This window comes from Paenibacillus chartarius (assembly GCF_042432825.1).
Classification (GTDB): Bacteria; Bacillota; Bacilli; order Paenibacillales; family NBRC-103111; genus Gordoniibacillus; species Gordoniibacillus chartarius.
The window spans coordinates 1-20124 of record NZ_JBHLWN010000109.1 but is presented as its reverse complement, the minus strand read 5'-3'; the positions used below and the strand labels follow the sequence as shown (position 1 = coordinate 20124).

Genomic DNA, 20124 nt, shown 5'->3' with positions numbered 1-20124 from the left:
CCTGAATGTTTCTTCGGCGAATACAGGGGCAGGGAAGCACCCGCAAAGGGGCTTCCCTGCCAAAAGCTTATCGCCGCGATCAGCCCAGCACCGTGCCGGGCTTCATCGCCCCGCCGTTCCGCAATTCGGCCGCCGGCATCGCTTTCTTCCCGGCCGGCTGCAGCTCCTTCAGCCACAGCGTCCCGGCGCCCGTCTGCACCTCAACGCCGCGCTCCGTCACCTGCAGCACCGTACCCGGCGCCGCAGCCGCGGCCGCATGGGCGCCAGTACCGGCGGAAGGCTTCTCGCTTCCCCACAGCTTCAGCACTTCGCCGTTCCAAAGCGTATATGCGCCCGGGAACGGATTGAGGCCGCGAATATGGTTCCAGATCGCCACCGCGCTGCGGCTCCAGTCGACGAGCTCCTGCTCGCGCTTAATGTTCGGCGAATAGATCGCTTCCGCATCGTTCTGCGGCTCCGCCGCTATCGTCCCCGCCAGTAAGCCTGGCAGCGTCCGCCTCAGCAGCTCAGCCCCGGCGGCGCTGAGCTTTCCGAACATCGTGCCGGTCGTATCGTCGTCCCCGATCGGCAGCTCGACCTTGGAAATCATATCGCCGGTATCGAGGCCTTCCTCCATGTACATGATCGTTACGCCCGTCACCGGATCGCCGTTCATGACGGCATAATGAATCGGAGCGCCGCCCCGGTATTTCGGCAGCAGCGAAGCGTGCACGTTGATGCAGCCGAGACGAGGCGCCTCCAGCACTGCCTTCGGCAGGATTTGTCCGTATGCAGCCGTCACGATCAAATCCGGCTGCAGCGCGCGAATGCGCTCCACCGCGTCGGAGCCGCGCAGCTTCTCCGGCTGCAGCACCTCCAGTCCGTGCGCCAGCGCCTCCACCTTGACCGGTGGCGGCGTCAGCACCCGCTTGCGGCCCTTCGGCCGGTCCGGCTGCGTCACGACAGCGGCAATCTCGTGGCCCTCTTCAAGCAGGACGCGCAGCGGAGCGACCGCAAACTCCGGCGTACCCATGAATACGATTCTGCTCACTCCGCCTTCACGCCGCTTCCGTCTTCTTCCACCCGGTATACCGTCTGCGCCAAATCGGTGAACAGCACGCCGTTCAAATGGTCGACTTCATGCATAATGCAGCGCGCCAGCAGCTCGGTGCCCTTGATCTCGATCGGCTCTCCGAACCGGTTTTGCCCTTTCACGGTCACGTTCATCGGCCGCAGCACGTCGCCGCGCAAATTCGGTATGCTGAGGCAGCCTTCAGGACCCAGCTGTTCCCCGCTCGTCTCCACGATCTCCGGATTGACGAGCTCGATCAGCCCGCCGTGCTCCTCGCCGCAATCCATGACGATCACGCGCTTGAGAATGCCGACCTGCGGCGCGGCCAGCCCGACGCCTTCGGCGTCATACATCGTCTCGGCCATATCGTCGAGCAGCTTATGCAAATTGGCGTTAAAATTCCGCACCGCCACCGTCTTCTCCCGAAGCACCGGATCGGGGTCCTTCACGATCAATCGAATTGCCATGATGAACAGCACCTGCCTTTATGTTATCCAAAATTATTGCATTCATTTTCCTTACATGAGCAGCTGCGGGTCGACATCGACGCTGATCTGCAGCTTTTCCTTCGCCATCTGCTCCTCAAACGCAGCGACGGATCTTCGCACAATGCGGCTTGCGACCGCATCTCCCCGATATTTTACCATGCAGCGGAACCGATATCTATCTTTGATGCGCGCAATCGGTGCCGCTACCGGGCCAAGCACATCGAACGTGAATCCGTCCTCGCCGCTTTGCCGCGCCGCCAGCGCCTGCTCCTTGAGCCGCTGCGCCAGCGCGTCGGAGATTCTCATCAGCCTCGGCACTTCCTCGTGGGATAGCGTGATGTTGATGAGCCGGGCGTAAGGCGGATAGCCGTTCGCGCGCCGGTGCTCCAGCTCCGTCTCCAGAAACGCGGCGTAGTCGTGCCCGGCCGCCGCCGCAATACTGTAATGCTCGGGCGTATACGTTTGCACGATCACCTCGCCGGGCAGCGTATGCCGACCGGCTCTCCCCGCTACCTGCGTCAGCAGCTGAAACGTCCGTTCCCCCGCGCGAAAATCGGGCAGATTCAGCACCGTATCGGCGGCGATAACCCCAACCAGCGTCACATCGGGAAAATCAAGCCCCTTGGCTACCATCTGCGTGCCGAGCAGCACATCCGCTTTCTTCTCGCCGAACATTGTAAGCCATTTTTCATGGGAGCCCTTCTCGCTTGTCGTATCGACATCCATGCGGATGACCCGAATGCCCGGAAACAGCTTGACGAGTTCCTCCTCGACCCGCTGCGTACCGGTGCCGAAATGGCGGATATGCTCGCTCTGACAGTCCGGACATTGCGATTTCTCGCGTTCCGCATATCCGCAATAATGACAGCGCAGCGTACGCGAATTTTGATGATATGTCAGCGCAATGTCGCAATGCGGACATCCGGCGACGTAGCCGCACGAACGGCACATGACGAAGGTCGCATAGCCGCGCCGGTTCAGGAGCAGTACGATCTGTTCTTTCTTGTGTAACCGTTCTTCGATCGCTTTATGCAGCGCACCGCTGAACATCGACCGGTTGCCGTTCTTCAGCTCCTCGCGCATGTCGACGAGCTGAACGGGCGGAAGCGGCCGGCCTAGCGCTCTCGTATGCATTTCCAGCAGCCGGAATTTGCGGCCGCCTTCGCGCGTCGTTGCAAACACGCTTTCCAGCGACGGCGTCGCGGAGCCCAGCACGACGGCGGCACCGGCCGCCTCGGCACGGCGAATCGCCACGTCACGCGCATGATATTTCGGACTTTCCTCCTGCTTGTAAGACGATTCATGTTCTTCGTCGATAATGATCAGACCCAGCTTCGTGAACGGTGCGAAAATCGCCGAGCGGGCGCCGATAACGACGCGCACTTCCTTGCGGACGATGCGCCGCCATTCATCGTACCGTTCGCCGTGCGACAGCCGGCTGTGCAGGACGGCGACGTCGTCGCCGAACCGCCCCTTGAAGCGCTGCACCATTTGCGGCGTGAGCGATATTTCCGGCACGAGCACGATCGCTTCCTTGCCCAGCTCCAAACAGCGCTGAATCGATTGCAAATACACTTCCGTCTTACCGCTCCCCGTCACGCCCTGCAGCAGGAACACTTCATGCCGGCCGTCAGCCAGCGTTCCGCATACCGCCTCGTACACGTGCGACTGCTCCTCCGTCAGCGGCAGCGGCTGCGTGCGGGCGAAGTCCCGCTTTGCATACGGGTCCCGCTGCACCTCCACGTCCCGGAGCTCGACAAGACCTTTCGCTTCCAAGCTCTTCACAACCGACGACGTTACGCCGACGGCATGCAGCAGCTCTGTCAGACGCTGCGGCCTGAGCCCTTCCGCAAGCAGCGCATCGAGGACGTCCTTCTGCTTCTGGAAGCGGGCGGGAAGCGCGCTCGCCGCCTCGCGCAGCTCCGCTTCCGTACCGCATGGAAACACCGTTAGCGCCGTCTTCACGCTCATCCGGTCCTGCACGCGCTGACGTTCCTCCAGCACACCTTCGGCCAGCATCGATTTCAGCAGCGACGCCGAGCCCGGGAACCGCTCCAGCAGCGCTTCCGCCGTCGCCTCCCCGCGTGCCCGCAGCCAATCGGCCAGCTCCGCGCGAACAGGATCCGTCGGCAGCAGCTCCGGCTGTGCAGCCTCTTCCCTCCGCCGCCACACATCCTCGCGCAAGACGACGACTTTATCGTATTTCGCCTTGAGCGCCCCCGGTACCATAACCTGCAGAGCGGCGATCTCCGGACACAAATATTTGCCGCTCATCCAGCGGGCGAGCTCGACCAGCTCCGGCGTCAGCGGCGGTGTCATATCGAGCACCCGTCTCACCGTCCTCAGCTTTGAACGGTCGATTCCGGCAGGAGCCTCCGCCGAGACGCCGACAACGAACCCTTGCAGCACCCGAGGCCCGAACGGCACCTCCACCCGCGAGCCGACCTCGACGCATGCCTCCAGCTCAAGAGGCACTTCATAGTCGAAAGGCCGATCGGTCGGTCTGGCTGGAACGTCGACAATTACCTGAGCATACATTAGGAGCCCTCCAGGGGCGGCTCTGCCGCTTCCGAACGCCGCAAACGAGCGGCGGCGAGCTCCAGCAAACGCTCCGCCACTTCCAGCTTATGCAGCAGGGGCAGCGCCTCGACGTTCCCGTTACGATCGAATATCCGCACCTCGTTCGTTTCCGTCCCGAAGCCGGAGCCGGGCTTCGACACATCGTTCGCGACAAGCAAATCGCAATTTTTCCTTACCAGCTTGTCCATCGCATGCTCTTCGAGCCGCTCCGTTTCGGCGGCGAAGCCGACCAGCACTTGGCCGTCCTTTTTGCGCGACCCGAGCGTTTGCAGAATATCCGGATTTTTCACAAGCTCCAGCGTCATCGTGTGCTCGGATTTCTTGATCTTCTGATCAGCCTTCATCGCAGGACGGTAATCCGCTACCGCCGCAGCCTTGACGATAATGTCGCTGCTGCCGGCTTCCGCCAGCACCGCCTCCAGCATGTCCTGCGCCGACTGCACGCGAATGACGTTCACACCGCCGGGCAGCGGGCCCTCCGTGCGTCCGGCGACGAGCGTCACTTCCGCTCCCATCCGGCGCGCAGTCTCCGCAATCGCAAAGCCCATCCGCCCGGAGGAGTCGTTGGTCAGAAAGCGAACCGGATCGATGCGCTCTACCGTGCCGCCGGCCGTTATCAGCACCTTGCGGCCGGCCAGCAGCTGCGCACCCCCGGCATAGCGCTCCAATGCCGCCAAGATCGCCTCCGGCTCTTCCAACCGGCCTCGTCCGACGTAGCCGCAAGCGAGCTGGCCGACGCCCGGCTCAATGAAACGAACGCCCCGCTGGCGCAGCGTCTCCATGTTCTTCATGACGGCCGCATTCTCGTACATGTGCACATTCATCGCCGGAGCGATGAACAGCGGCGCAGTCGTCGCCAGCAGCGTCGTACTGAGCATATCGTCGCCGAGACCAAGCGCCAGCTTGCCGATCAGGTTCGCCGTAGCCGGCGCGATGACGAACAGATCGGCATGATCGGCCAGATCGATATGGGCTACGACGGACGCATCTTTCTCGTCGAAGGTGTCCACATACACATCGTGACGGGACAAAGTCTGAAACGTCAGCGGCGCTACGAACTGAACGGCCGATTTCGTCATAATAACCCGCACGTCGGCGCCGGCCTGGGTCAGCTTGCTGCATAGCGCCGCCGCTTTGTAAGCCGCGATGCCGCCGCAAACGCCAAGCACGATTCGTTTACCCCGCAAGCTCGACATCTCTTTTTTCCCCCTTCACCGTACCAAATCCCCCACAATTGACCACACTATCCACAGAAATATGGCTCGCGTAATTTCCTGTACAAGAAAAAAATAACAACCCTAAGGTTGTTACTCTTCCCCTGTTTCTTGCGGCTGAATTTTCTCGTAGGAAATGTAATCACCGTACATCTCTTCCAACGCGATGCCCACTTGCTTGTGCGACTTGTAGTTTTTCAGATCCGACTTCGCTCCGTCGCGCAGCCCTCTGGCACGCTTGGATGCGGCAACGACCAGCGAATACTTGCTGTCGACTTTGTCTAGCAATTTATCAATCGATGGGTACAGCATATTCGTCACTTCACCTCGTCAATCCACTCTGATATGTTCGGGAACAGTCTTTCGCGCCGGCAGTGCTCGGCCGTAATGATCGCCATGATTTTGCTGCAGGCATTCTCGACCTGATCGTTCACGACGGCGTAGTTATAATGCTCCAGCAGGGCGATCTCATCTCTGGCTACGGAAAGCCGGGAAGCGATCAGCTCGGCCGAGTCGGTTCCCCGGGTTACGAGCCTATTCTGCAGCTCGCTCAAGCTCGGCGGCATCAAGAAAATAAAGACGCCCTCCGGAAACTTCTGCTTCACCTTCAGGGCACCCTGCACTTCGATTTCAAGGATAACGTCTTTGCCGGTGGCCAGCGTATCCTCGACAAACTTGCGCGGCGTGCCGTAATAATTGCCTACATATTCCGCCCATTCCAGCATCTCTTCGTTCTCGATCAGCTGTTTGAACTCTTCCTTCGATTTGAAGAAATAGTTCACGCCCTCCATTTCCCCGGTACGGGGCATGCGCGTTGTGGCGGATACCGAATATATGAGCTCCGGCGCCGATTTGCGCAGCGCAGAGCACACGGTTCCCTTGCCGACTCCGGACGGACCGGAAATGACGACCAGTATTCCCTGTGTGCGCGTGCCGGAAGCAACTTTATTACTCGTCATGATCATCGTCCTTGCTAGAGAGTCGGTGTGCTACGGTCTCCGGCTGAACCGCCGAAAGAATGACATGGTCGCTGTCGGTAATAATTACGGCCCGGGTTCTGCGCCCGTAGGTGGCGTCGATCAGCATGTGTCGGTCGCGCGCTTCTTGAATGATCCGTTTGATAGGCGCCGATTCCGGGCTCACGATGGAAATAATTCGATTGGCCGACACGATGTTGCCAAAGCCGATGTTGATGAGTTTAATAGCCACCTCAAGCTCCTCCTCATGAAACCCGTCGTATTATTCGATGTTCTGCACTTGCTCCCGCATCTTCTCAAGCTCCGCCTTCGTCTCGATCACGCAGCCGGACAGCTCGCCGCTTGCCGATTTGGAGCCGATGGTGTTAACCTCGCGGTTCATTTCCTGTATGAGAAAATCAAGCTTGCGCCCGACCGCTTCGTCCGCACCCAGCAGTGTTCGAAACTGCTGAATGTGACTGCCCAGCCGGGTCAGCTCCTCATCGATGTTGGATCGGTCGGCCATGAAGGCGACTTCCGCGGCGAGCCGCTGTTCATCCGGAGCGGCCTCGCTCTGCAAGAGCTCTCGGATCCGTTCCCGCAGCTTGGCGGCGTATTCTTTCACGGATCGCGGCGCGATGGAAGACATCTGCTGTCTCCACCGTTCGACGGTATCCAGTCTTGTCTGCAAATCGGCAGCCAAATAACGCCCCTCCGCTTCCCGCATTCCATTCAAAGCGTCCAGCGCCGTCTGCAAAGCTTGAACCGCCGTATCGATGCCGTTGTCCTTATCTTCATGCGTTCCGCTCGGAACGACAATATTCGGAAGCGAGAGCAGGTGATTGAGCGTGAGCCGATCGTTCAGCCCGAACCTTGCTTGCAGCTGCTGCGCCGCATCGGCGTAAGCGTCCGCTAGCGCCCAGTCGATCTGTACGCCGCCGGCCCCGCCCGGTCCGCGCTCCAACGCTACGCTGACGTCAAACCGGCCGCGCCTAGCTGCGCGCTGTACCGTCTTCCGCAGCGGGTCTTCCCAGCTTTGAAATTCGCGCGGCAGCCGGAAGACCGTTTCCAAGTAGCGATGGTTTACAGATCTGACATCAATCGTCAGCCGATTCCCCGCCCATTCCGCCTCCGCTTGTCCGAATCCGGTCATGCTCCGCATCATATGGCGCTCACATCCATTACCCTATTGTAAAACATTTTGCAAGAGGGGACAAGTGGAAATACACCGCCGGTTATACGAGCTTCCGGTCGGGCGCCTTCTCCCAGACATAGCGGGTCAGCTCCACGCTCATCTCGTAATTCAAGAACGGGGTGATCAAATAAATTCCGTTAAAATACGACATTGCCGCATCCAGCAGCTCCTTGGCGATTTCGACGCCGACGCGTCTGCCGGTTTCGCCCTCCAGCCCGGCCATCCGCGCGCGAACCTCGTCCGACAGCTGAATGCCCGGCACTTCGTTGTGCAAATATTCCGCATTGCGTCCGCTTGCGAGCGGCATGATGCCGAGGAATATCGGCACTTTCAAGTGGCGGGTCGACTCATGCACGCGCTCGATCAGCTTCGGATCGTACACAGGCTGCGTCATGATGTAATCGGCTCCCGCTTCGATTTTGCGTTCCAGCCGTTCGACCGCCTTGCCCAAATGCTTCACGTTCGGATTGAACGCCGCTCCGACCACGAATCGCGCCCGCTGCTTGAGCGGCTTGCCGGAGAAGGCGATACCGTCGTTGAGCTGCTTGATCATGCGGATAATTTCGAACGAGGTCAGATCGTACACGGAGCTTGAGCCCGGCAAATCGCCGAACTTGGCCGGATCGCCGGTCACTGCGAGCACATGGTCGATACCGAGCGCGTGCAAGCCCATCATGTGCGATTGGGTGCCGATCAAGTTGCGGTCGCGGCACGCAATATGAATGAGCGGCCTAAGTCCGGCCTTCTCGCTGACAAGATAGCCAAGCGCCAAGTTGCTCATTCTTGTAACGGCCATCGAATTGTCGGCCAGCGTAAGCGCATCCGCTCCCGCTTCCTTCAATGAGGCCGCCCCTGCCATGAACTTCTCGATGCTCAAATCGCGCGGAGGATCCAGCTCGACGATGACCGTATGCCGCTCTTTGACAAGATCAAGAATCGACGGCTCCGCCGGACGTCCCGTCTCGGCCGTGTTCCCCTGAGCAGCTGCGGCTGGGGGCGCCGTAACCTGTACGGCAGCCGAAACATCGGCTGGCTTCACAGCGGCAATCGCTTCCGAACCCGGCTTATAGCCGCGCAGCGCGCTGGCGACGGCGGCGATATGCTCCGGCGTCGTTCCGCAGCAGCCGCCGATTATCCGCACGCCGAGATCGGCAAACCGCTGGGCGCTCGTGGCGAAATAGTCCGGCGCCGCTGCGAAGGAGTATTTGCCGTCTACGTAGTCGGGCATACCCGCATTCGGAAACACGGATGTAAACAATCCATCCGGAATGGCCAGCTTCTCCAGCGCGCGCATAATTCCGTTCGGGCCGCTGCGGCAGTTGAAGCCGACGACGTCCGCGCCGGCATCCCGCAGCCGCAGGAACGCCTCGTGCAGCGGCACGCCGTCCTGAGTCGAGCCCGTACCGTCTGTCGCGAACTGGCCGATCACCGGCAAATCGCTCGTCCGCCGTACCAGCTTGAGGGCGAGCAGCAGCTCCTCGAGATCGTAGAACGTCTCGAGCAGCACGCCGTCGACTCCGCTGTCCAGCAGAACGGCGATCTGCTCCTGCAGCGCCGCCTCCACATCCGCGGTACGGACATTTTTCCGCTTGCCCGCCCGGATGGAGCCGATGGCGCCGACCACATAGGCACGGTCCCCAGCGGCTTCCCGCGCCAGCTTCACGCCGGCCCGGTTGATCGCTTCGACGTCTCCCTCCAGCCCGAACTTGGAAAGCTTCTCCCGGTTGGCCGAGAACGTGTTCGTCTCGATCAGCTTCGCCCCGGCTTCCACATACCGGCGGTGTACGCCCCGAATGACATCCGGCTGCTCGACATTCAGCTCTTCATACGAGATGCCGACCGGAAAGCCCATTTGATATAAATATGTTCCCATTGCGCCGTCACCGACAAGCAGGTCTTGGCGCAGCGCCTCTCGAAGTCCCGCCATCATCGCGCACCCGCCTTTGCCAAGACGTTACCCGGCACCTCGCCTGTAAACACGATTTCCGCCGGCCCCGTCATGTAAATGCGGTTATTCCGCTCGTTCCATTCGATCAGCAGATCGCCGCCCTTCAGCGATACGGTCGCTGTCCGCTCCGTCTGCCCCGCCAGCACGGCGGCGACGAGCGTCGCGCATGCTCCTGTGCCGCATGCCAGCGTCGGCCCGGCGCCGCGCTCCCATACCCGCATTTCGGCATGGCTGCGGCTGCGCACCGTTACGAACTCGACATTGGCCCTGCGCGGGAAATACGGATGCGTCTCCAGCTTCGGCCCCCACGTATGGAGATCGAACTCGGCGGCATCGTCGACAAAAATAACGCAATGAGGATTCCCCATCGAAACGGCGGTGAAGCGGAACTGCCGTCCTTCGGCCTCTATCGGATAATCCTTGACCGGGTTGCCGTCAATCGTCGTCGGCACAAGCCTGCCTTCGAGTACGGGCTCGCCCATATCGACGCGCACCTGGACGACGCGGCCGTCATCGCCGAGCGTAAGCTGAACGGGCTGCGCCCCCGCCCCCTTCGTCTCGATAGTCAGTTCCGTTCTATTCCTGTCCACTAGAGCGTTATCGTAAACGTATTTGGCTACGCAGCGAATTGCGTTGCCGCACTGCTCCGCCTCCGAACCGTCTGCGTTGATAATGCGCATCGTATAATCGGCGATGTCGGACGGCAGAACGAACACGAGTCCGTCGGCCCCGATGCCGAAGTTGCGGTCACAGAGACGCACCGCCAGCTCGGCGGCATGCTCCGGCAGCCGCTCCTCGCCTCCGACAACGATAAAATCGTTCCCCAAGCCTTGCAGCTTCGTAAATTTCATGGCGACCACTCCCAATACCGGTTCGATAGATTCCGGTTCTATATTAGCCCCTATCATATCGCAAAAATTTATGTATATCTAGTCAATATCGCCCTGCAATCGTTCCGGCGACAGCCAACTTTCCTCATTTTCCGCTAATTTTCCATCTTTGCCGGGGCATCCAAGATATAGTTGATTGTAAGCATCCGGTGCGTTCGAATCAACTAAGAAAAAAAAGAATGACAAGCGCACGAGGGCGCCCGTCATCCTTAAGCAAGTCCTTTGAAAAGTTTAGCGCAGGCTCGGCTTGGCGTTGCCGCCTTTGACACCGAATTTCAGCTCCGGCTTGCGCGGACGGCTCATGACGCTGCCGATACCCATCAGGAACGTCGGAATGCCGGCGGCGATCAGCACCATAATCCAATCCTTCGTGCCCAGCGGCACCGTCTTGAAGATCGGCTGCAGCTGCTCGATGTACATGACGCCAAGCATCAATACGAGCGACGACAGCACTGCCAGCACCAAGTACCCGTTCTGCAGCGGATTGCGGTGGAAAATCGAGCGCGAGCTGCGGCAGTCGAACACATGGATCAACTGAGCCATAACGAGCGTGGCGAAGGCGACGCTTTGCGCATGGGCCAAGTTGTTCGGATGCTGCGGATCGTTCACCAGCGCGATCCAGAACGCCGCCAGCGTGCACAGACCAATCAGAATGCCTCGCGAAATAATTTTCCAGCCCAGCCGTCTCGCAAAAATATTTTCCTTCGCCGACCGCGGCTTCTGCGTCATCAAATCTTTCTCGGCCTGATCGATGCCCAGCGCCATAGCCGGCAAGCCGTCGGTGACCAGGTTGACCCACAGGATCTGGATCGGCAGCAGCGGCAGCGGCAGTCCGGCCATCATCGCGAAGAACATCGTCAAAATTTCGCCGACGTTGGACGCGAGTAAATAACGGATAAATTTGCGGATGTTCTCGTAAATGCCGCGGCCTTCCTCGATCGCCGCCACAATCGTGGCGAAGTTGTCGTCGCTTAAGATCAGCGCGGACGCCTCCTTCGACACGTCTGTGCCCGAGATGCCCATCGCGATGCCGATATCGGCGGCTTTGATCGCCGGCGCATCGTTAACGCCGTCGCCGGTCATCGCTACGACGTGGCCTTTGCGCTGCAGCGACTTGACGATCCGCAGCTTATGTTCCGGAGATACGCGGGCATATACGAAAATATCGTCGACGCGGCGGTCCAGCTCGTCGTCGTCCATCGTCGCCAGCTGCTGGCCGTTCACGACCAGGCCGCCCGCCGGCAGCATCCCTAGCTCCTTCGCGATCGCCTCCGCCGTCGTCTGATGGTCGCCCGTAATCATGACCGTCTTAATGCCGGCTTTACGGCACTTGGAGATCGCTTCGCGGACTTCGCGGCGCGGCGGATCGATCATGCCCGTCAGGCCGACAAAGACAAGCTGCTGCTCGACGTCGTCATACTCCGCGCACCGGTCCGTCGATCTCAAATCGCGGTAAGCCAGCCCGAGTACGCGCAGCGCCGACTTCGCCATCCCTTCGTTCGCCGCCATCACTTTCGCCTTGAGGGTTGGCGTGAACGGGATAACCTTGCCTTCCCATAGCACATAGGAGCAGTGCTGCAGCAGCACGTCCGGCGCACCCTTCGTGCATACCATCCGGCCGCCGCCGTGCGACACGATGACCGACATCCGCTTTCGCTCCGAATCGAACGGGAACTCGCCTGTCCGCTCAAAGCTTTCGCGAAGCTTCTCCGGCGTGAAGCCGGCCTTGGCGCCGAGAACGACCAGAGCTCCTTCCGTCGGATCGCCGTTAATCGTCCATGCGGTTTCCGGAGCATCCTTGCTCTTTTTCTTGCGTCCCTCCAGCTCCTCTTGCCGCAGCACGGCGTTGTTGCATAGTACCGACACCTGCAGCAGCTTGGCCAGCATCGGTTCCTTACCGGCTTCGACGACGGCCCCTTCGCTCGTGATCGACCCGTGCGGCGCGTACCCGTCTCCGCTCACTTCCAGCACTTGGCCGCTCACCCACAAGTGGGTGACCGTCATTTTATTTTGCGTAAGCGTTCCGGTCTTGTCCGAGCAAATGACGGAGGCGCAGCCCAGCGTTTCGACCGACGGCAGCTTGCGGACGATCGCCTTGCGCTTGATCATCCGCTGCACGCCCAATGCGAGAGCAATCGTTACGATCGCCGGCAGGCCTTCCGGAATCGCAGCGACCGCGAGCGATACACCGGCGAGGAACATCGCGTATGGCGGTTGACCGTGCAGTATACCGGCCAGTACGACGACAATCGTGAGGGCGACGGCGACACCGATCAAGATTTTGCCCAATTGCTCGAGTCTGTGCTGCAGCGGCGTTTCCATCGAGTCCGTGTTCTGGATCAGATCGGCGATCTTGCCCATCTCCGTCTCCATCCCCGTACGAACGATGACTCCCTTTGCCGTCCCCTGCGTCAGCATCGTCCCCATGAAGCCGAGATTCCGCTGATCGCCAAGCGGTACATCCTCATGATCAAGCGGCGAAACATGCTTCGCTACCGGAACCGATTCGCCGGTAAGCGCCGATTCTTCGACGTAAACACCGTTGGCTTCAAAGAAGCGAAGGTCCGCCGGAATACGGTCTCCGCTCTCCAGGAGGACGATATCGCCCGGCACCAGTTCGCTAGCCGCGATCTGGTGCACCTCGCCTTCCCGCAGCACTTTCGCGTTCGGCGCCGAAAGCTCCTTCAGCGCCCGCAAGCTGCGCTCCGCCCGGAACTCCTGAATAAAGCCGAGCACACCGTTCATGATAATGATGGCAATGATCGTGATCGCATCGAGATATTCCCCGAGCAGCCCGGAGATGAGCGTGGCTCCCATCAGCACGAGCACCATGAAATCCTTGAATTGATTCAAGAACAGCGTAACGGGAGAAATTTTCTTCCCCTCGGATAGTTCGTTGCGACCGATACGCTCCTGGCGGCTTCTTGCTTCATCCCATGGCAATCCCGTACGCGGATCGACGCCGTGCGCACGGGCAGCCTCCTCCGCCGTCATCTGGTACCACGTCTTCTGACTCATCGGATTCCCTCCTACTCTGATCGTGACAACCTGTCTTACGAGCTATATGTATTCAGACAAGCTGCAAAATATCCCAACCGATCGGCGGACGAAATCGTTCTCAGCCGTTCCTTCCCTTACGTTTTGCCGCGAAATGTGGCATTATAGGATACAGTGTCACAGCAGAAGCCCGGGATTCCGATCCCGGGGTCTCTAGAAATAGAACGGAGTTGTTTCCTTTGGCATTAGACGGCATTGTCATCCATGCGCTTGTTCACGAGCTTCAAGCTTTCGTCGGCGGCCGGATCGTCAAGGTTCATCAGCCGACCGATCACGATATCGTCATGCAGCTGCGGTCCCAACGGCAGAACGCCAAACTGCTGCTCTCGGCGAATCCGACCTATCCGCGCTTGCATATAACGGAGCGCTCTTATACGAACCCTGCCGAAGCGCCGATGTTTTGCATGCTGCTGCGCAAGCACTGTGAAGGCGCGGTCATTGAACGGATCGAACAGGTCGGCATGGAGCGGATCGTCCGGTTTCGTTTCAAGCAGCGCGACGAGCTCGGCGACGTCAGCGACAAATCGCTGATCGTGGAAATTATGGGCCGGCACAGCAATATCATTTTACTCGACAGCGCTACGGATACGATCATTGACGGCATCCATCATGTTACCCCTGCCATCTCCTCTTACCGGATCGTCATGCCGGGCACAGCCTATACGGCGCCGCCCGAACAGAATAAAGCTAATCCGCTCGAATTGAACGAGGAACGCTTTGACGCGCTCTGGCACGGCACCGTGCTCGGGGAATCGGCGGAATCCAGGCTCGTTGCGCTGTTCAGCGGGATTTCGCCGCTTATCGCGAAAGAAGTCGTGTTTCGGGCTGCAGGCCAAGCGAATGCCGGCGGCGTAGAACCGTCGCCCGACGCAGTTCGGCGGCAGTTATTGCTGCTGGCGGACGATGTCCGCGCCGATCGCTATGCACCGCAGGTGGCGGTCGATTCCCGTACGGGCCGTATGGCGTTTTCCGTCACGGAGCTGTCGCACTTGTCCGGAGCCGGCGGAGAAGTCAAGATATTCGCTTCCGTCAGCGAATGCCTGGAAGCCTTCTACGGAGAGAAGGCCGAACGCGATACGGTCAAGCAGAAGACCGGCGACCTGCTGCGGTTTTTAACGAACGAGCGGAGCAAGAACGTCAAGAAGCTGGAAAAGCTGGAGCAAACGCTCGAGGAAAGCCGCGACGCCGACAAGCAGCGCATCTACGGGGAGCTGCTCAATGCTCATCTGCATCAGCTGGCTAAAGGTGACAAGGAAGCGGAAGTCGTTAACTATTACGAAGAAGAGCAGCCTGTCATCCGCATTCCGCTTGACCCTTTGCTGACACCGTCCGAGAATGCCCAGCGCTACTTCAAGAAATATGCAAAAATGCGCAATAGCGTCGCCGTCATTCAGGAGCAGCTGAGCGAAACGCATGACGAGATCCGCTATCTCGATACGCTGCTGCAGCAGCTCGGCGCGGCTGCCCTCGCCGACATCGACGAAATCCGCGACGAGCTCGTCGAGCAAGGATATTTGAAGGAACGGGGACGCAAGCAGCCCGGACGCAAGAAGAAAAACGGCAAGCCGTCGCTGACGCGGTTCGAATCCAGCGAAGGAGTACCGCTGTACGTCGGCAAGAACAACACGCAGAACGAGTATTTGACGAACCGGTTCGCCCAGCCTAACGATACATGGCTTCACACGAAGGACATCCCCGGCTCTCACGTCGTCATCCGCGGCAGCGAATTCGGCGAAGCGACGCTGCACGAAGCTGCACTGCTCGCCGCCTACTTCTCTCAGGCGCGGGAGTCGAGCCAAGTGCCGGTCGATTACACGCTCATCCGGCACGTCCACAAGCCGAGCGGCGCGAAGCCCGGCTTCGTCATCTACGAGCGGCAGAAGACGCTGTATGTAACGCCGGACGAGTCGCTGTTCAAGGAGCTCGCGGTGCGGCAAAAGCGGGAATAAATTGAGCTGATACGCACGTGTCCTAGGACGCCATTTCCCCTCTCGCTTCCAGCAGGAAGCGAGAGGGTTTTGTTTTTGTTACGGGACAATTACCTTTGCTTCATGGGAAGAATTGACTCAGCAGTCACTTTCGCGATCAAGTGCATGCCCAAGCCGAGCATACCTCATTATTGCCGCTCTGTTGATTTGCTGTCAGCTTATTTCGGTGAGCAAAGTAACGTATTCATGTACTGCCAAGACCAATGGGTTTGCGCGCGCTGAATTTCGCTGCCCACTCGGATACCTGCGGGTAAGTGCCGTTACGCGATCATAACGATGTTTTACATCGTTAACGCACAAGCCAACGCCTAGCCTGATGTAAACGCCGTGTCTTTCCAGATCAAAATCAAAAGCTGACCGCAAAGGGCCGAAATCTCCCCTTTCGATCAGCTTCTTCATCTCCTGTATGTCATCTGGAGCGGTGCACTTACATCATTACAGAGTGGAACGGTGACTGACTTCCCGATCATATTGAGTCGAATCACCGTCAGTAGCAAGCATCATCGCTCTTCCCTGCCGACCGACACATAACGGAAGCCGAGCGTCGCCATATCGGAGGGCGCGAATACGTTACGACCATCGATAATGATCGGCGATGCGAGCAGCTGCTTCACCCTGGTGAGCTCCAATGCCCTTACCGTGTCCCATTCGGTCGTGATAATCATCGCATCGGCGCCCGTAATCGCTTCATAAGGATCGGTCGTCAGGATCGTCTCGGGCAGCAGCGGCCTCGCATGACCAACCGCCACCGGATCGTAAGCGCGAACGGCAGCTCCTCTTGATTGCAGCATTTCGATAATATCAAGAGCCGGAGCGTCGCGCAAATCGTCCGTATTCGGCTTGAAGGCGAGCCCCATAACCGCCAGCTTCTTTCCCTCAAGGGATCCGTTCAGCGCCGACGCAACCTTTTCCACAAACCGCTGTCTTTGCAGCTGATTGACTTCGATAACGGAGCGCAATATTTTGAAATCGTAGTCTACCGCTTCGGCAATGCGCAGCTGAGCTCTTGTATCCTTAGGGAAACACGACCCGCCGTAACCGATGCCTGCATTCAGGAAATGCGGACCGATCCGGCGGTCCATGCCCATCCCTTTGGCGACGAGCTGAATGTCCGCCCCTACCTTCTCACAGACGTGCGCCATTTCGTTGATAAATGAAATTTTCGCCGCAAGGAACGCATTGGAAGCATATTTAATCAGCTCGGCGCTAGAGTTGTCGGTATGCAGCACAGGTGCGCCAAACGGCTTATGCAGCTCTGCAATGCGTTCCGCCGCAGCTCTGCTGGCGGAGCCGATGACGAGACGGTCCATGTGGAACGTGTCGTGGATCGCGGAGCCCTCGCGCAAAAACTCGGGGACGGAGACGATATCGAATTCGATCGGCTCCGCCATCTTTTCCTTCAGCCATGCCGCGGCCGACGCATGAGTGCCTACAGGCACTGTGCTTTTGATGACAATGCATTTATACCCGGCCATGTGCTCCGCAATTTGCTCGAATACGGTGCGCACCTGGGTCATGTCCACATCGCCGTTGTCAAGAGGGGGAGTACCGACAGCGACGAATACGATGTCGGACGAAGAAACAGCACTGCCGATATCCGAAGTAAATGCCAGCCGTTCTTGCTCCAGGCCGCTGCGCACCATATCGGATAGGCCGGGCTCATAAATCGGTATGTCGCCATGCTTTAAGCGGGCAACCTTCGCATCATCCTTATCGACACAAATCACCTTATGACCGATTGCCGCCAGACATGCCCCGGACACGAGTCCGACGTACCCAGTACCGATTACAGCCACCTTCTCCGCCACCGCTATCCCTCCGCTTCGGTCATTGCTGTGTAATTATTGTCTGTTCAGCTTGTCCGCCAGTTCCGTCAAATACGTTCGTAAATACGGCGCCAGTTCTTCGCGCTGCAGCGCCAGTTCTATCGTCGCTTCAATGTAACCGAGCTTATCGCCGACGTCATAACGCTTGCCTTCGATCGGATAAGCGGTCATCGGCCGGCGGCTGTTCAGAATGCGCAGTGCGTCCGTAAGCTGGATTTCGCCGCCTCGTCCGGGAGGCAAGGCCTCAAGAATATCGAATATTTCAGGCTCGATCACATAACGCCCGATAACGGCCATATTGGATGGAGCTTGATCGCGCTGCGGCTTCTCTACGAGATCGAGAATGGATGGATACGCAAGGCCGTTAGCCCCCTCAGCCGGGCTGACGATCCCGTACTTGTCCACATCCTCCCAAGGCACTTCCTGCACACCGATGACGGAAGCCTGAACCTCGTTGTAGATGTCGATCATGCACTTCAGCGTCGGCGGCGTCGACTGGATGATATCGTCGCCCAGCAGCACCGCGAACGGCTCGTCGCCGATAAATTTCCGCGCGCACAAAATCGCATGACCTAAACCGAGCGGTTCCTTTTGCCGTATATAATGGACATCGGCCAGATTGGAGACGCTCTGCACGATTTCCAGCAGCTTGACGCTTCCTTTCTCCGAAAGCGTGCTTTCGAGCTCGGCCGATTTGTCGAAATGATCTTCTATCGCGCGCTTATGACGGCCTGTCACAATAATAATATCCTCAATGCCGGATGCCATCGCTTCTTCAACAATATATTGAATCGCCGGCTTATCGACGATCGGCAGCATTTCTTTCGGCTGCGCCTTCGTAGCCGGAAGAAATCTGGTGCCGAGTCCGGCGGCTGGTATAATCGCTTTGCGTACTTTGGATGTAATCATCGTTGTTTAATCCCCTTTCGCGTCTCTAGCTGTGCAATGACACTAGCGTCAATTCGTTTCGAGCCGAGCGCCGCATGAAACGGCGTACCGTCCCGATAACCGTGAAAATCCGAGCCTGCCGTCGCGAGCAGCCCCCACCGTTTTGCAATCGACGCGTACTTCCGTTCCTCCTCAGGACTGTGATCGGCATGGTACGCCTCGATGCCGGCCAAGCCGCGCTGCGCCAGCTCTTCTACCAGATCATCGTCGTCATATAACCCGGGATGAGCAAGCACGGGAGCGCCGCCGGCTTCGCGTATCCAAGCAATCGCCGTTTCCGGTGTAATCCGCTCGACATTCGCATAAGCGGCAGCTCCCGAAGCAAGAAACCGGTCGAACGCTTCCTGCACGGTGGCGACATAGCCCTTCCGCAGCAGCGCGGCAGCGATGTGAGGCCTGCCGATCGTATCATCCTTGCGCTTTACGGCAGCCGTCTCCGCCTTCACTTCCTCCATGGTCAGATGTATGCCTAACGCAGCGAGCTTTTCCAAAATCAATACATTGCGAAGGTCGCGCGTTTCTCTCAGCTCGGAAAGGCGTCGCAGCAGCGTCTCATCTTCGATATCGATCCAATACCCGAGCACATGGATATCTTGGCCGCCGGAAACGGTACTGATCTCAACTCCGGGCACGACCTGCACGCCCAATCTGCTTCCCGCCTCCAGCGCCTCGCGGACGCCCGAAACCGTATCGTGGTCTGTGATCGCGATAGCGGCGAGTCCGGCCTCCGCAGCCAGCCTAACGTTATCTGCCGGAGACTGGGTACCGTCGGATGCGGTCGTATGCGTATGTAAATCGGCGAAAATGCCGTTCATCTTCCAAGCTCCTTCATGAAAGTAGTCTCATCCTATCACTTCGGTGTTAACGGAAAGTTGTCGTAGCGTTAATAGATTGTAAATATTGGAGACTATAACCATTGTCCCAAATCGCGCTCACGCAAAAACGTCAGAAAGCTGACCGCCGAAATCGGCAGCAGCGTCGTGTTCAAGTATATGGAGTAGAAGCTGCGGCGGAAGGCCACCCCTTCGATGTCCAGCACCTTCACGAGACCGAGCGCCACCTCATGCTTGACCGATGATTGCGACAGAATGGAAATGCCTAAACCGTTCTCTACCGCCGACTTTACCGCCCCAGTGCTGCCCAGCTCCATAACGATGCGCATCGACTCTGTGTCGATCCCGCAGCCCGACAGCTCCTCTTCCATAACCCGGCGCGTCCCCGAGCCTTTCTCCCTCAGGACGAACGGATACTTGATCATTTCGGAGGCCGTCACCTTCTCTAACGCGCAAAGCGGGTGATTCGCCGGTACGATCAGCTTAAGCTCGTCGCTCAGCACAGGCTCGACGTGCACGTCGGGATGGTGTACCGCCGCCTCGACCAGGCCGAACGTGAGCTGGTGGTTCAAAATTTCCTCAAGAATCTGCGTCGTATTCATGACCTTCATCGATACGGAGATGTTCGGATATTCCTTATTGAACGGACCCAGCAGCCGCGGGAGCACATATTCGCCGACGGTCAAGCTCGCTCCGAGCTGCAGCCGTCCCTCCACCATCGTAGTAAACCTCGACATCGCAGCTTCCGTCTCCCTGACCAGCTCTATGCTGCGCTTGGCGTACGGCAGCAGCGCCCGTCCGGCTTCGGAAAGCTCGATCCGCTTCGTCGAACGATGGAACAGCTTTACGCCCAAGTAGTCTTCAAGCGACTGCACCTGCATGGTAACCGCCGGTTGCGTCATGTGCAATGAAGCAGCAGCATGGGAGAAGGAGCCTTTCTCAGATACGGTATAAAATATATGAAGTTGATGAAAATTGATCGCCACGCCGTACCCACCGCCCACGTTACGTTTTCCTCATTATAGCAAAAATCGGGCGCGAACTGAAAACGCTATTCCGCATCCGAAATAAAAAGAGCATGCGCACCGTTGAACTGCTCCCCGTCAAGTGGACAGTGGAAATAATATAAAGTTAATTAGGCGGCCTTAGT

Annotated in this window: 16 protein-coding genes; 1 reads left to right on the top strand and 15 read right to left on the bottom strand. The window is 58.7% G+C overall.

The genetic code is table 11. From position 1 onward, the window contains the following. Positions 1-79: 79 nt before the first annotated feature. The 11 genes from fmt to ACFFK0_RS27055 all read right to left on the bottom strand — a co-directional run bounded on the left by fmt (position 80) and on the right by ACFFK0_RS27055 (position 13340). On the bottom strand, positions 80-1012 hold the full coding sequence (gene fmt, locus ACFFK0_RS27105) for a methionyl-tRNA formyltransferase (RefSeq protein WP_377473915.1): 933 nt from the start codon (positions 1010-1012) through the stop codon (positions 80-82). 14 nt (positions 1013-1026) lie between these two features. Beyond that, positions 1027-1518: a peptide deformylase gene (def, locus tag ACFFK0_RS27100; RefSeq protein ID WP_377473869.1), complete on the bottom strand. Its 492-nt coding sequence runs from the start codon at positions 1516-1518 to the stop codon at positions 1027-1029. A 51-nt stretch (positions 1519-1569) separates the two neighbouring features. Next, positions 1570-4077: a primosomal protein N' gene (gene priA / locus ACFFK0_RS27095; RefSeq protein ID WP_377473867.1), complete on the bottom strand. Its 2508-nt coding sequence runs from the start codon at positions 4075-4077 to the stop codon at positions 1570-1572. After that, on the bottom strand, positions 4077-5315 hold the full coding sequence (coaBC, locus tag ACFFK0_RS27090; RefSeq protein WP_377473865.1) for a bifunctional phosphopantothenoylcysteine decarboxylase/phosphopantothenate--cysteine ligase CoaBC: 1239 nt from the start codon (positions 5313-5315) through the stop codon (positions 4077-4079). The genes priA and coaBC overlap by 1 nt, the downstream gene beginning before the upstream one ends. Positions 5316-5426: 111 nt before the next feature. Continuing rightward, a complete protein-coding gene (rpoZ, locus tag ACFFK0_RS27085; RefSeq protein ID WP_377473863.1) occupies positions 5427-5645 on the bottom strand; it encodes a DNA-directed RNA polymerase subunit omega in 219 nt (72 codons plus the stop codon). A 5-nt stretch (positions 5646-5650) separates the two neighbouring features. Then, on the bottom strand, positions 5651-6292 hold the full coding sequence (gene gmk, locus ACFFK0_RS27080) for a guanylate kinase (RefSeq protein ID WP_377473861.1): 642 nt from the start codon (positions 6290-6292) through the stop codon (positions 5651-5653). Beyond that, positions 6282-6542, bottom strand: a complete 261-nt coding sequence (gene remA, locus ACFFK0_RS27075; RefSeq protein WP_036707683.1) for an extracellular matrix/biofilm regulator RemA — start codon at positions 6540-6542, stop codon at positions 6282-6284. Before remA ends, gmk begins: the two co-directional genes overlap by 11 nt. Positions 6543-6572: 30 nt before the next feature. Next, complete coding sequence (locus ACFFK0_RS27070) at positions 6573-7454, bottom strand: YicC/YloC family endoribonuclease (protein WP_377473858.1); 882 nt, start codon at positions 7452-7454, stop codon at positions 6573-6575. 70 nt (positions 7455-7524) lie between these two features. Then, entirely contained in the window at positions 7525-9414 is a 1890-nt protein-coding gene (locus ACFFK0_RS27065) for a bifunctional homocysteine S-methyltransferase/methylenetetrahydrofolate reductase (RefSeq protein ID WP_377473855.1), read from the bottom strand. Continuing rightward, entirely contained in the window at positions 9411-10283 is an 873-nt protein-coding gene (gene dapF, locus ACFFK0_RS27060; protein ID WP_377473853.1) for a diaminopimelate epimerase, read from the bottom strand. The genes ACFFK0_RS27065 and dapF overlap by 4 nt, the downstream gene beginning before the upstream one ends. Positions 10284-10553: 270 nt before the next feature. Next, complete coding sequence (locus ACFFK0_RS27055) at positions 10554-13340, bottom strand: calcium-translocating P-type ATPase, SERCA-type (protein WP_377473851.1); 2787 nt, start codon at positions 13338-13340, stop codon at positions 10554-10556. A 218-nt stretch (positions 13341-13558) separates the two neighbouring features. Between ACFFK0_RS27055 and ACFFK0_RS27050 the strand changes: the two genes are divergently transcribed. Next, the gene (locus ACFFK0_RS27050) at positions 13559-15328 is read left to right on the top strand and encodes an Rqc2 family fibronectin-binding protein (protein ID WP_377473849.1); all 1770 of its coding nucleotides are present in this window, start codon (positions 13559-13561) and stop codon (positions 15326-15328) included. Between the two features lie 539 nt (positions 15329-15867). Here the strand turns inward: ACFFK0_RS27050 and ACFFK0_RS27045 are convergent. From ACFFK0_RS27045 to ACFFK0_RS27030, 4 genes are all read right to left on the bottom strand, one after another. Continuing rightward, a complete protein-coding gene (locus ACFFK0_RS27045) occupies positions 15868-17175 on the bottom strand; it encodes a UDP-glucose dehydrogenase family protein (RefSeq protein WP_377473847.1) in 1308 nt (435 codons plus the stop codon). Positions 17176-17208: 33 nt separating this feature from the next. Next, a complete protein-coding gene (gene galU / locus ACFFK0_RS27040; protein ID WP_377473845.1) occupies positions 17209-18102 on the bottom strand; it encodes a UTP--glucose-1-phosphate uridylyltransferase GalU in 894 nt (297 codons plus the stop codon). Further along, the gene (locus ACFFK0_RS27035; RefSeq protein ID WP_377473843.1) at positions 18099-18956 is read right to left on the bottom strand and encodes a PHP domain-containing protein; all 858 of its coding nucleotides are present in this window, start codon (positions 18954-18956) and stop codon (positions 18099-18101) included. The genes galU and ACFFK0_RS27035 overlap by 4 nt, the downstream gene beginning before the upstream one ends. A 92-nt stretch (positions 18957-19048) precedes the next feature. Further along, positions 19049-19960, bottom strand: a complete 912-nt coding sequence (locus tag ACFFK0_RS27030) for a selenium metabolism-associated LysR family transcriptional regulator (RefSeq protein WP_377473913.1) — start codon at positions 19958-19960, stop codon at positions 19049-19051. Between the last annotated feature and the right edge of the window lie 164 nt (positions 19961-20124).